This window comes from Arenimonas fontis (assembly GCF_008386465.1).
GTDB classification, from domain to species: Bacteria; Pseudomonadota; Gammaproteobacteria; order Xanthomonadales; family Xanthomonadaceae; genus Arenimonas; species Arenimonas fontis.
Genome location: NZ_VUOD01000007.1, coordinates 69,630 through 82,261 on the forward strand (window position 1 = coordinate 69,630; position 12,632 = coordinate 82,261).

The 12,632-nt window shown below is 73.0% G+C and carries 10 protein-coding genes; 7 read left to right on the top strand and 3 right to left on the bottom strand.

What is annotated here, in order from left to right:
- Positions 1-209: 209 nt before the first annotated feature.
- The gene (gene glnE, locus F0415_RS09855) at positions 210-3,020 is read left to right on the top strand and encodes a bifunctional [glutamate--ammonia ligase]-adenylyl-L-tyrosine phosphorylase/[glutamate--ammonia-ligase] adenylyltransferase (RefSeq protein ID WP_149861049.1); all 2,811 of its coding nucleotides are present in this window, start codon (positions 210-212) and stop codon (positions 3,018-3,020) included.
- Here the strand turns inward: glnE and F0415_RS09860 are convergent.
- Together F0415_RS09860 and F0415_RS09865 are read right to left on the bottom strand one after the other, a co-directional pair.
- Positions 3,015-3,965: a mitochondrial fission ELM1 family protein gene (locus F0415_RS09860; RefSeq protein WP_149861050.1), complete on the bottom strand. Its 951-nt coding sequence runs from the start codon at positions 3,963-3,965 to the stop codon at positions 3,015-3,017. The genes glnE and F0415_RS09860 overlap by 6 nt on opposite strands.
- Positions 3,966-4,027: 62 nt before the next feature.
- Positions 4,028-4,729, bottom strand: coding sequence for a hypothetical protein (locus F0415_RS09865; protein WP_149861051.1), 702 nt, complete (start codon positions 4,727-4,729; stop codon positions 4,028-4,030).
- A 259-nt stretch (positions 4,730-4,988) separates the two neighbouring features.
- Here F0415_RS09865 and F0415_RS09870 point away from each other — a divergent pair, with 259 nt between their 5' ends.
- Genes F0415_RS09870 through F0415_RS09890 form a run of 5 tightly spaced genes read left to right on the top strand, consistent with a single transcriptional unit; the run spans position 4,989 to position 9,519 of the window.
- Positions 4,989-5,192 carry a zinc-finger domain-containing protein gene (locus F0415_RS09870; RefSeq protein WP_149861052.1) on the top strand — a complete coding sequence of 68 codons (204 nt, stop codon included), beginning with the start codon at positions 4,989-4,991 and terminating at the stop codon, positions 5,190-5,192.
- 12 nt (positions 5,193-5,204) lie between these two features.
- Positions 5,205-6,311 (top strand): glycosyltransferase, encoded by a 1,107-nt coding sequence (locus tag F0415_RS09875; protein ID WP_149861053.1) that lies wholly within the window; start codon positions 5,205-5,207, stop codon positions 6,309-6,311.
- On the top strand, positions 6,289-7,560 hold the full coding sequence (locus F0415_RS09880) for an O-antigen ligase family protein (protein ID WP_149861054.1): 1,272 nt from the start codon (positions 6,289-6,291) through the stop codon (positions 7,558-7,560). Before F0415_RS09875 ends, F0415_RS09880 begins: the two co-directional genes overlap by 23 nt.
- Positions 7,561-7,564: 4 nt before the next feature.
- Positions 7,565-8,443, top strand: coding sequence for a lysophospholipid acyltransferase family protein (locus F0415_RS09885; RefSeq protein WP_149861055.1), 879 nt, complete (start codon positions 7,565-7,567; stop codon positions 8,441-8,443).
- Positions 8,443-9,519, top strand: a complete 1,077-nt coding sequence (locus F0415_RS09890; RefSeq protein WP_149861056.1) for an ERCC4 domain-containing protein — start codon at positions 8,443-8,445, stop codon at positions 9,517-9,519. Before F0415_RS09885 ends, F0415_RS09890 begins: the two co-directional genes overlap by 1 nt.
- Positions 9,520-10,345: 826 nt before the next feature.
- On the opposite strand, the gene lpxL is transcribed toward F0415_RS09890, so the two are convergent.
- Positions 10,346-11,254, bottom strand: coding sequence for an LpxL/LpxP family Kdo(2)-lipid IV(A) lauroyl/palmitoleoyl acyltransferase (gene lpxL / locus F0415_RS09895; protein ID WP_149861057.1), 909 nt, complete (start codon positions 11,252-11,254; stop codon positions 10,346-10,348).
- A gap of 54 nt (positions 11,255-11,308) precedes the next feature.
- Between lpxL and waaA the strand changes: the two genes are divergently transcribed.
- Positions 11,309-12,613: a lipid IV(A) 3-deoxy-D-manno-octulosonic acid transferase gene (gene waaA / locus F0415_RS09900; protein WP_149861058.1), complete on the top strand. Its 1,305-nt coding sequence runs from the start codon at positions 11,309-11,311 to the stop codon at positions 12,611-12,613.
- The last annotated feature ends 19 nt before the right edge of the window (positions 12,614-12,632 follow it).

Below are 12,632 nucleotides of genomic sequence, written 5' to 3' on the forward strand. Positions count from 1 at the left end.
GCGGAAGGCCCGCAGCTGCTGTAGCGCTGCGGGCTTTTCTTTTCCGGCCTGCCTGCGGTCGCCTCCGCCCTGGCAATCTCGCCCGCCGCGCGAGCCCTGCGCTCGGCTTCCACCGGCGATAGCCCCCGCAAGCGCAGGCACACGCCGGAGCGGGGGAGGGCAAGCCGGCCGCTCGATGCAGCGCGCTACGGCCGTGCAAGAATCGCCGCATGTCGCCACCACAGGATCCCGAGGCCGCCCTGTCGGCCCTGATCGAGCGTGCCCTGGCCCGGCTGGCCGAGCGCGATGCCGAGGCCCTGGCCGAACCGGCCCGCGCCGAACGTCTTGCCCGCCTGGCCACCTGCAGCGACTTCGCCCTGGACACGCTCTGCCGCCAGCCCGGCCTGGCGGCGCGTCTGGACGAGCCGGCGCAGTCACCACCATCGCTGGCGCCCGGCGAAGAGGGCGACTGGCCCGCCCGCCTGCGTCGCTGGCGCGCCGCCGAATCCACCCGCCTGATCTGGCGCGACCTGCACGGCCTGGACCAGGTGGACGCCACCCTGGCCGGCAGCAGCCGTATCGCAGAACAGGCGCTGCAGGCCGGCGTGTCGGCACTGTCGGCGCAAATGGCCGAACGCCACGGCCGGGTCCGCGACGGCGCCGGCCGCGAACAGCGGCTGATCGTGTTCGGCCTGGGCAAGCTCGGTGGCGGCGAACTGAACTTCAGCTCCGACGTGGACCTGGTCTACGCCTATCGCGAGCCGGGGCAGAGCGACGGCGCCCGGCCGCTGGACGCCGAGGCCTGGTTCACCCGGCTGGGACAGCGCCTGGCGCAACTGTTGGGCGATACCACCGCCGACGGTTTCTGCCACCGCGTGGACCTGCGCTTGCGGCCTTTCGGCGGTTCGGGCCGGCTGGCCCTGAGCTTCAATGCCATGGAGCAGTACTTCCAGCGCGAGGGCCGCGACTGGGAACGTTACGCCTGGATCAAGGCGCGGCCGGTGGCCGGCGACATCGAGGCCGGCGAGGAACTGCTGCGCACCCTGCGACCCTTCGTCTATCGCCGCTACCTCGATTACAACGCGATCGATGGCCTGCGCGAGATGAAGGCGCTGATCGCCGCCGAAGTGCAGAAGCGCGAGCTGGCCGACGACCTCAAGCTGGGCCCGGGCGGCATCCGCGAAATCGAGTTCCTGGTGCAGTGCCTGCAACTGATCCGTGGCGGCCGCGAACCGGCCTTGCGGCAACGCGCGCTGCTGCCAGCCTTGTCGGCGCTGGCGCAGGCCGGCCACATCGCCGCGGCCACCGCCACGCGCCTGGCCGAGGCCTACCGCTACCTGCGCCGGCTGGAGAACCGCGTGCAGATGCTGGCCGACCAGCAGGTGCATGCGCTGCCGGAGGATCCGCTGGCCCGCCTGCGCATCGCCCGTGGTCTCGGCTATCCGGACACGGCGGCGATGCAGTCCGAACTCGACGGCCATCGCGCCGTGGTGGCCGGGGAATTCGCCGGCCTGCTGGAAGCGCGCCGCCGCCGCCGCGGCGAAACCGGCGCCCTGGCGCAGTACTGGCGCGCTCTGCCCGAGGGCGGCGATCCGCGGGTGCTGGCCGAGGCCGGCTTCGACGATGCCGAGGGGCTGGACCAGGCCTTGCGCGATTTCGCCGCCTCGCCGGCGGTGCGCACGCTGTCGGAGCGCGGCCGCAAGCGTCTGGACCAAGTGCTTCCGGACCTGCTCGGCACCGCCGCCCGCGGCCCCGCGCCCGATGCCGCGGTGCCGCGCGCGCTGGCCCTGCTGCAGGCCATCACCCGTCGCACCGCCTATCTCGCGCTGCTGGAGGAACAGCCGGCGGCCCTGGCCCGCCTGGTGGACGTGTCGGCACGCAGCGCCCTGCTCTCCGAACGCCTCGCCGAACACCCGTTGCTGCTGGACGAACTGCTGGACGCGCGCGCCGCCGGGCCGATCCCCGATGAGGCGGACATGCCGACCCTGGTCGCCCAGGCGGTCGCGGGCGCGCCGGATGGCGACCCCGAGGCGGTGCTGCAGGCGCTCAACGAACAGCGTCAGGCCATCGCCTTCCGCCTGGCCCTGGCCTTGCTGGGCGAACGCCTGGCGCCGGCGGAGGCGGCGCGCCGCCTGGCCGCGCTGGCGGAAGCCGTGCTGGCGGAAGCCTTGCGCCTGGCCGAGGCCGACGTGAGCGCCCAGCACGGCCGCGTGCCCGGCGCCGGCCTGGCGGTGATCGGCTACGGCAGCCTGGGCGGGCGCGAGCTCGGCTTCGGTTCCGATCTCGATCTGGTCTTCCTGCACGACGCGCCGGCCGAGGCGCACTCCGATGGCGCGCGCCCGCTGGACGCCGGCCGCTGGTTCGCCCGCCTGGCGCAGCGCCTGGTCAGCCTGCTGGGCACGGTCACCGCCGCCGGCAAGCTCTACGACGTGGATGTGCGCCTGCGTCCGGACGGCGCCAAGGGCATGCTGGTGTCCAGCCTGGACAGCTTCGCCGCCTACCAGCGCGAGCGCGCCTGGACCTGGGAGCGCCAGGCCCTGGTGCGGGCCCGCGCCATCGCCGGCGCGCCGGCGGTGTGCGCCGCCTTCGACCGGATCCGGGCCGAAACCCTGGCCACGCCGCGCGAGCGGCAGACCCTGCGCGAGGAGGTGCAGGCGATGCGCCGGCGCATGCGCGCCGAGCTCGATCGCAGCCGTCCCGGCCGCTTCGATCTCAAACAGGGCGAGGGCGGGCTGGTGGATCTGGAGTTCCTGCTGCAGGCCCTGGTGCTGGAGCATGCGCCGGCGCGGCCGGACTGGCGGGTGCCCGGCGACACGCCCTCGCTGCTGCGCGAACTCGCTGCGGCGGGGCTGTTGCCAGAGGCCGAAGCCCTGGCGCAGGCGCACGCGCTGCTGGTCGGTCTGGGCCTGGAATGCACCCTCGACCGGCGACCGCGGCTGGTGTCGCCCGATCAGGCCCTGGAGCAGGCGCGGGCGAGGGTAATGGCCGCCTGCGCGCGTGCCGGCCTGGCCTTCACGGCGGCGGAAGCGGCCGGCTCATAGGCCCAGACGCTGGCGCACCAGGGCGGCGATCCGGGCGGTTTCGCGCAGCGGTTCGGCGACGAAATGCTCGGGCCGCTCGCCGAGCGGCCGGATCCGCCCGCGCGCGGCCAAGCCGTCGAGGAAACGGCGGACGCGGCCGGTGGCCAGGTCGGGGCGGGCGACGAATACCGGGACGAGGGTGGCGCAGGCCTCGGAGACCATGTTCACCGAATCGGGTGTGCAGACGATGCGGTCGGCCCAGGCCAGCGCGGCCGCGTAGGGATTGTCCCCGTCTCCAGGACCGAGCCAGCACAGGCCGGGGCCGGGTTCGGCCAGTTCGCGCGCGGCGGCGCCCAGGACCGGCGGCGTGCGCCGGGAGCCGACCAGCAACAGGCTGCCGCCTTCGGCGCGCCGCCAGGCGGACAGTTGCCGGAACATCTGCGCGACCGCGCCGGCGCCGAGGGGCACGGCCCGGGTCGGTCCGCCCAGCAAGACCGCGGTGCGCGGGCCGGGCAGGGTTCCCGGCCCGGGCCGGTTCCGGCGCGCCTCGGCCAGCCACAGATCGTCCACGGGATTCAGGCTGCCGCACAGCGTGAGCACGTTGGGGCCGTCCAGGCCATCGTGCTCGGGCGCCACCAGCAGATCCCAATGGCGCGGCGGGATGCGCGGATCCAGTACCTGAACCACCGCGGCGCCGCGTTCGCGCAGCAGGCGGGTGGCCAGGGCGGCGCGGCGGGCGCAGCCGATGCCCAGGCGCGGCGGCGCCCGCAGCATCCGCGCGAACTCCTCGCCGAAGGCGCGTCCGGCGCCGGGCAGCCGGCGCGGCGCCAGCCAGGACCAGGGCGCGCGCGCGCGCAGTTCGATCTCGCGGCAGTCGGCGAACAGGGCGCCGGCCAGCGCCAGCGCCTGCCGGCGGTGGCCGGCGACGCCGTCATGCAGGGCCCAGCAGGAAACGGGGGCGGCCATGGCGCGCAGCCTAGCCGCAAAGGCGCCGGCCGCGCGAGGGCGGCCGGCGCGTCGGAGCCGGATCAGTCGCCGGTGAAGCGGGTGCCGAAGTACACGCTGGCCGACTCGATCATCCGGGCGGTGCCGGCGATGTCCATGTGGATGGTGATCGGCTCGCGGAAGAAGTCGCGGGCCTGGGCCGGGCTCAGGCCGTAGCTGAGCTCGAGCGAACGGCGGCTGAGCAGGCCGGCGATGCAGGCGCGGGTGAAGGTCAGTTGCTCCGATTCGTAACTGCCGTCCGGAATCGAGGCGAACTTGGCGAACGAGCTCAGCGGCAGTTCGAGCTCGCCGCCGAAGGGCAGCCCCGTAATCGGATTGATCAGGGTCGGATCGTCCAGCACCGGGCTCTGGATGCGGTAGATCGGGTAGGCCCGGAACTGCATGTCCTGGGTCGCACCGGTGGTGTTGCCGGCGGTGTAGAAGACGATCGGCGTCTGCCAGTGGCAGAGCAGCGAGCGTGTGCTGCGCCTGGGCAGGGCGATGCTGCCGACGTCGTTGACGCGGAAGCTGGTCGGCGCCGGCGCCGGGTTGAGCGTCACGCAGGTGCCGGTCGGGTCGCCGGTGCAGTCCGGCTCGAGGGTGACGGAGCCGTCCATCAGGCCCAGCCACTTGAGGTTCCGGCCGAAGGAATCGGCATCGCCGACTTCTTCCGGGGTGGGCGCGGCCAGGGCGGGCCCGGCCAGCAGGGGCAACAGCAGGGACAGGAACAGGGGATGCATGCGCATGGCAAAGGTCTCCAGGGAGGTTCGGGGGTGTTGCCGGGGAGCGTGGGGGGCGTCTCGCCCATTTCCACTTACGCGCTTGCGGGGGAAAGAAGGCCGCCGCGGGAGGACCGGCGGCGAACGGATGCCGGCGGGCGTGCCGGCCACGCCGGCGACCAGGCCGGCCCCGGAACCTCCGGACATGCCCGGCGGGCGCGGGCCGAAACGGCGGCCGGCCGGTCCGGTGTAGAATGCCCGGCCGGATTTCACGGGACCGCCCACGATGCTGCGCACTGACACCGCCACCCCCCGCGTGCCCGCCAATGCCCAGCGCCGTTACGAGGTCGGCCGGGCCGAGCTGCCGCTGTGCTGTCCGACCCCGGCGATGGCGCTGTGGAACTCGCATCCGCGCGTGTACCTGCCGATCGAGGCGACCGGCGAGGCCACCTGCCCCTACTGCGGCGCCCACTTCGTCCTGAAGGACTGACGGCGCTCCGCCTTGCCTCGCCGCACCATCGTCCAGTTGCTGCCGGCGCTGCACAGCGGCGGCGTCGAACGCTCCACCCTCGAGATCGCCGCCGCCCTGGTGGCGGCGGGGCATCGCAGCATCGTCATCTCCGCCGGTGGCCGGCTGGTGCCCCTGCTGGAGCGCGAGGGCAGCGAACACATCGCCCTGCCGGTCGGCGTCAAGTCGCTGCGCATCGTCGCCACGGCCAGCCGCCTGCGGCGGACGCTGGCCGAGCTGAAACCCGACCTGGTGCACGTGCGCTCGCGCCTGCCGGCCTGGTGCCTGCGCCTGGCCCTGCGCGGGCTGGAATCGCCGCCGCCCGTGGTCAGCACCGTGCACGGCCTGAACTCGCCCGGCCGCTACAGCGGCATCATGACCCGGGCCGAACGCATCATCTGCGTGTCGCAGACCGTGCGCGCGCACGTGCTGCGGCATTGGCCGGCCACCGATCCGGACCGGTTGCGGGTGATCGAACGCGGCATCGATCCCTCGCAGTTTCCGCGCGGCCACCAGGCTTCGGAGGCCTGGCTTCGGCGCCTGCACGGCGAACACCCGGAGCTGCGCGGCGGTCGCCTGCTGCTGCTGCCCGGTCGTGGTACCCGGCTCAAGGGCCATGCCGACGCGGTGCGCCTGCTGGCCGCGCTGCGCGCCGCCGGCGAGGACGCACGCCTGTGGCTGCTGGGCGCGGACGAACCCGGCCGCAGGCCTTACCTGGCGGAGATCGAGCGACTGGCGTGGCAACTCGGCGTGCGCTCGGCCCTGGCCATCAGCGCTCCCCGCGACGACGTGCGCGAAGCCTATGCCGCGGCCGATCTGGTGCTGCAGCTCTCGGGCAAGCCGGAAGCCTTCGGCCGCACCGTGCTGGAAGCGCTGTCGGTGGGCCGGCCGGTGCTGGGCTGGGACCATGGCGGCGTCGGCGAACTGCTGCAGGCGCTGTATCCGGCCGGCGCCGTGCCGCTGCACGACATGGACGGCCTGACCGCCGCCGCCCGACGCCTGCTGGCCGCACCCGCGCCGATGCCGGTTACCATCCCCCAGACTCTCGCCGCGATGCAGGCGGCCACCCTGCGCGTCCATGACGAACTCCTCGCCGACTGAAACCAGGCTGCAATGGGCCCCGTGGTGGGTGCTGGGCTTCGTCGCCCTGTGGCCGCTGCCCGGACCGGCCGAAGCGGTGCTGTCGCTCGGCGCCGTGGTGGCCCTGGCCGTGTTGGCCGTACACCGGTTCCGCGGCGGCATCCGCCTGCTCAGCCACGAGGCCTGGGCCCTGACCACCGTGTTGTTCATGAGTTACTGGCTGCCCGAGCTGATCTCCTCGCTGGATGCCTACGACCGGCCGCGCGCCCTTCGCGAAGCCTTGCTCGATCTGCGCTATCTGCCGTTCCTCTGGCTGGTGGCGATCGCCGTGGCCGGCGAGCGCGGCCGCCGGCTCACCTTCGCCGGCCTGGCGGTGATCGCCAGCCTGTGGCTGCTGGACGGCTTGGTGCAGGCCCTGACCGGCTTCAGCCTGGGCGGCCCGATGAGCGCCGACCGCCTGAGCGGCATCTTCGGCGCCGACAATCTCAAGCTGGGCCTGGTGCTGGCCAGCCTGGCGCCGTTCCCGCTGGAGTGGTCGGCGCGTCGCCTGGGACTGGCCGGCTGGGTGCTGATGGCGGCCGGCCTGGTGGTAGTGGTGCTTCTGGCCGGGGCTCGCGCCGCCTGGGTCACCCTGGGCCTGGTGCTGGCGGTGAGCGCCTGGATGCAGTTCGGCAGCCGTCGCGCGCTGCTCCTGCTGGGGGCCGGCGCCCTCGCCGTCGCCACGCTGCTGTACGCCTGTTCGGACACCCTGCAGGAGCGGCTGCAGCGCACCGAGGCCATGCTCGAAGGCAATGCCGAGAGCCTGGACCACGCCCTGTCCGGGCGCCTGCCGATCTGGTCCACCGCCTGGCGCATGGCGCTGGCGCATCCGGTCAACGGGGTTGGCGTGCGCGGCTTCCGCAATGCCTATGCCGATTACGCCGACCCGGACGATCCCTGGCTGGCCGACAGGGACCACGGCGCCGGCTACCACGCCCACCAGATCGTGCTCGAAGTGCTCAGCGAAACCGGCTTTCTCGGCCTGTTTTTCTGGCTGGGTGGTGTGGCCATCGCCTGGCGGGCCTGGCGTTTCGCCCCGCCCGAGGCGCGGGCGCGCGCCTGCCCGCCGGCCCTGGCCCTGGTGGCGACCCTGTTCCCGCTCAATACGCACCTGGCTTTCTATTCGACCTTCTGGGGCGGGCTGACCCTGCTGCTGGCGGCGCTGTACGCCGGCAGCCTGCTGGCGGGCGACGGCGCGTTGGCGCGTACGGGCGACGACGGACAGGGCTGAGCCCATGCCTTGCCCCGGTGTCCGTCTGCTGGAGGGTCTGGCGAAGATCTGCGCGCGGCTGCCTCAGGCCTGGTTGCTGCGCCTGGGTCGCGGCCTGGCCTGGCTGGCCTGGCCGTTGCTGGGCGAACGACGGCGCATCGCCAGGATCAACGTGGATCTCTGTTTCCCGGAGCTGGATCCGCGGGCGCGGCGGAAACTGGCCGACGCCAGTGTCGTCAACACGGTGATCGGCGCGCTGGAGCTGGCCCGCGCCTGGCACGCACCCGCGGCGCGGCTGCGTGGCCTGGCGGAGATCGAAGGACTTGAGCGCCTGCGCGTCCGCCTGGACGCCGGCCAGGGCGTGCTGCTGATGTGCGGCCACTTCACCCACACCGAACTGGCGGTGCGGCTGCTGTCGGAAGCGCTGGGCCGGCCGGTGCGGGTGGTGGTGCGCCGGCACAACCATGCCTGCCTGGAGGCCTGGTTCGACCGCGCCCGCCAGGCCGTGTACGGCCCGACCATCGGCAAGAAGGACGTGCGCGGCCTGCTGCGCAACCTGATGGCCGGCCAGCCGGTGGTGTATTCGGCCGACCAGAACTTCACTTACCAGAACGCCTTCGTGCCCTTCTTCGGCGTGCCGGCGGCGACCCTGACCGCCACGCCCGACATCGTCCGCCGCGCCGGCGCCGTGCTGCTGCCGTTCTGGTACCGGCGCGAGCCCGACGGCCGCTACCGCATCCGCATCGAGGAGCCCTGGCCGGGCTGGCCCAGCGGCGACCCGGCTGCCGACGCCGCCCGTTACATGGCCGAACTGGAAACCGTGGTGCGCGAATGCCCCGAGCAGTACCTGTGGGCGCACCGGCGCTTCAAGACGCGGCCGGCGGGGGAGCCGCCGGTGTACTGATGGCTGCGTCCGCCGCCTACTGGATCGTCGAAGCCACCGGCGATGCCCGCTTCCCCTGGCGCATCCGTATCGAACAGGACGGCAGGATCCTGCTGGCGGTGCGCGCCGGCCACGCCTGGCCGGGCGCCGGCATGCAGGTGTTCTGCCTGCGCGAACGCGAGCACGACCCGAGCGAACCGCTGGTGCCGCACGAGCGGGTGCCGGTGGCGCACCTGGCGCGGCTCGGCCGCAAGTTGTCGGTGACGCTGGACCGGCCGCGGCGCAAGCGCTGCGAGTTCCTCAAGCTCGAGAAGCGACGCAAGGACGGAACCCCGTACGAGCAGATCTTCTTCCGCACCGAGGCCGCGGTGCGCGGCCACCGCTCCGGCAAGCGCACCGAACTGGCGGCGAATGCCGTTTTGGACGTGGTGGTGGACAGCGGCGAGCGCTATCCGTGGCGATTCCCGGGGGCGCGGGTCGGGCGGCGCCGACTGCCGGTGGGGGACTACGCGCTGGCCCACGAGGAACGCCCGGTGGCGGTGGTGGAGCGCAAGACCCGCGACAACTTCCTCGCCGACCTGGCCGAGCTGAAAGGGCTACAGCAGCAACTGGCTGAGCTTTCCGCCTACCCGCACGCCGCCCTGGTGCTGGAGGCGCCGTATCGCGACTTCGGCGATCCGGACCGGCTGGGCCACTGGCCGGCCGCGCACGTGCAGCGCGTGCTGGCGGAGCTGCCGGTGCTGTTTCCGCGGGTGCAGCTGGTGTTCGCCGGCAATCGCAAGCTGGCCAACCTGTGGACCCAGCGTTGGTTCGCCGCGATCGCCGCCAGCCTGGCCAGGCCCGCGCCCGACAGCGTGCGCGAACCCCTGGCCCGCTACCGGGCATCGCCGGCCGACGGCGGCGTCGACACCCGGATCCGCCTGGCGATACTCAACGAACTGCCCGACGGCTTCGCCGTCGCCAGCCTGCGCCGCCTCTTTCCGGACCTGCCGCCCGCCCGCTTGACCCGCGTGATGGAGCAACTGCGCCGCGAGGGAAGGTTGCGCCGCGAGGGTCACGGGCGCGGGGCGCGGTGGTGGCGGGGCGGGGTGGCTTAAGCCGGCCGGCCGCGACCAGGCGGTCGGTTGCCTCATGCGGCCCGCGCCTTGCGAGCCGGTGCGCGGGTTTTCAAACAATCGACCTCGACGCGACGCGCCTCGAAGCGCCAAAGCCAGTGAATTACCAAAACGACTGGACAGCAGCTGATCAAGAGCTGCATGAGGTGATCATCAAGCAGTCATGCGGGGGTGATAATCGCCTGGGCTTTGCCTTCGTCAACACTATGCGCCGTGCTGGGGATGCGGGAACGATTCGACAAGTTCGAGCAACGTGATCCGCGGCGAATAGCCGCGGCCTCATTGAAGCAGCTTGCCGTTGGGCAGGAAGCACTGCGGCGCCTGGCGTGATCCGCGGCGAATGGCCAAAGCCCCGTCCCTGCCCTGGTTGATGTTCATTTCCTGGACGCCCCGGGATCATGCTGGGCGATGGCCGATTCACCAGGCTCAGGATGCGGGGTCGGGGGTTGGGCTCTCCGGCCGGCCTCCAGGTACTCCGGCGGCAGCGGGTTGCGGGCGAAGAGTTCCTTCATCTGGGCAAGCGCCTCCTCCGCGTCGCGCCTCAAGGATTCGATCTCGGCGGGGGTCAACTCGGAGGGCGGCTTGACTATTCGTTGTGCACGCCGTCGCGACTCAGGGATTCTATTTCGGCGGGTGGTCATGGCTCCGTGCGCTCCTTAACGGCCCGCACCACGTTAGTCCATTCCGCTGCATCGGACGAGAGGCCGCCGCCACGGCCGCCGAGCCTGCGTCCGGGGGAGCCGGCGCGGGGCGGCGCGCCGGCTGCTTTCATGGCCGGCCTCCCCGGCCTTCGGTCGCTACAGGTGGCTCAGTACCGGCGCCGGCTTCCGTCGGGCTGCCGCTTGAAGCGCTGGTGCAGCCAGAGGTACTGGTCGGGGCGGCGGCGGATCAGGTGTTCCAGGGTAGCCATCACCCGGGCGGTGTCGGCCACCGGGTCGCGGCTGGGAAAGTCCTGTAGCGGCGGCAGGATTTCGATGCGGTAGCGGCCGTCGTCCAGGCGCTCGTGGAACAGCGGCAGCACGGCCGCGCCGCTCAGCCGGGCCAGCTGGTGGGTCGAGGTCAGGCTCCAGGCCGGCTGGCCGAAGAAGGGCACGAACACGCTGTCGCCGCGCCTCGTTTCCTGGTCCGGCGCGAACCACAGCAGGCCGCCCTGCTTGAGGTGCCGCACCGCCGGCCGCAGTTCGTCGCGGGCGAACATGGCCACGGCGTGGCGCAGGCGGCCGCGTTTCACCGCCCACTCCAGCGCCGGCTGTTCGTGCGGCCGGTACATGGCGGCCAGGGCGACATGCCCGCACAGCAGGCGCAGGCTGGCTTCCAGGGTGGTGAAGTGGGCAGAGACCAGGATCACGCCGCGGCCGCCGGCATGGGCGGCCTCCAGGTGCTCCAGGCCGCTCAGCTCCAGGCCGCGGTCCACCGGCGCCAGCGGCCCCCACCAGGCGCGCAGGAACTCGAACACGCCGATGCCGAGGGCGTCGAAATTGGCCCTCAGCAGGCGCTCGCGCGCGGCCTGGTCCAGCTCCGGGAAACACAGGGCCAGGTTGGTCGCCGCCGCCCGGCGCCGCGCGCGCAGCAGCAGGGCGAGGGCCCGGCCCAGCCAGGGGCCGACCGTCCGCTGCAGCCGCCAGGGCCAGCGCGCCAGGGTCCAGCCGAAGGCGATCGCCAGCCAGGCGGGCCAATGGCGGGGAGACAGGGGCGGGCGGTCGGCGGGCTCGGCCATGGGCGGTTCATTCTAGCCGCGCCCGCCCGCGGGCCGAGCGGCTATCCTTGCGCGATGCGACTCTCCTTCGGGCAGCGCGTCGTGCTGGGCCTGTATTCCCTGGTCCTGCATCTCGTCTTCCCCGTCACCCTCTACCACCTGGTCTGGCGCGGCATGCGCCAGCGCGCCTATCTGCTGCGCTGGTCGGAGCGCTACGCCTGGCTGGGCGACAGGCTGGACCTGCGCGGCTCCCTCTGGGTGCATGCCGTTTCGGTGGGCGAGGTGCTGGCGGCCCGGCCCTTGGTGGAGGGCCTGCTGGCGCGGCATCCGGACCGGCCCGTGCTGGTCACCACCATCACGCCCACCGGCTCGGAGCGGGTGCGGGCGCTCTGGGGCGACCGGGTCACCCACGTCTATCTGCCCTACGACCTGACTCACATGGTGCGGCGTTTCCTCGATCGGGCCCGGCCGGCGCTGGCCGTGATCGTCGAGACCGAGATCTGGCCGAACCTGTACGTCGAATGCGGTCGTCGCGGCATTCCGCTGATGATGGTGAATGCCCGTCTGTCGCCGCGTTCGCTGCGCGGCTACCTGGCGATCCGGCCCCTGGCGGCCCTGGCCCTGGAGGCGGTGACCCTGGTCGCGGCGCAGTCGCGGGCCGACGCCGAGCGCCTGATGCGGCTGGGCGCGGACCCCGGCCGGGTCGTGGTCACCGGCAACCTCAAATACGACCTGGACGTGCCCGAAGGCTTGCCGGCGCAGGCCGCCCGGTGGCGCCAGGCCTGGGGTCCGGCACGACCGGTGTGGATCGCCGCCAGTACCCATCCGCCGGAAGAGGAGGCGGTAGTGCGGATCCACGCGCGGGTGCTGGCGAAACATCCGGACGCGCTGCTGCTGTGGGCGCCGCGCCACCCGGAACGGTTCGGCCCGGTGCTGGCGCAGGCCCGCGCCGCCGGCTGGCGGGTGGCGGCGCGCGTGCCGGACGGGTTGCCGGGTCCGGACTGCCAGGCCTTCGTGGTGAACACGATGGGCGAGCTGCTGGCCTTCTACGCCGCTGCCGACGTCGCCTTCGTCGGCGGCAGCCTGTGCGATGTCGGCGGGCACAACGTGCTGGAGCCGGCGGCGCTGGGCCTGCCCTCCGTCGTGGGTCCGCATACGTTCAATTTCGCCGAAGCGACGCGACGGCTGAAGGCGGCGGAAGGGCTGGTGCAGGCCGCCGACGCCGACAGCGTCGGCACCGCCCTGCTCGACCTGCTGGAGGACGCGCCGCGCCGCCGGGCCATGGGCCTGGCGGCACGGGCGGAAATGCAATCGCTGGCCGGGGCGCTGGCGCGCACCCTCGACCTGGCCGGCGTTCTGCTGGATCCGGGCGGCCGCTGAGCCGCGCGGGTCCGGCGTC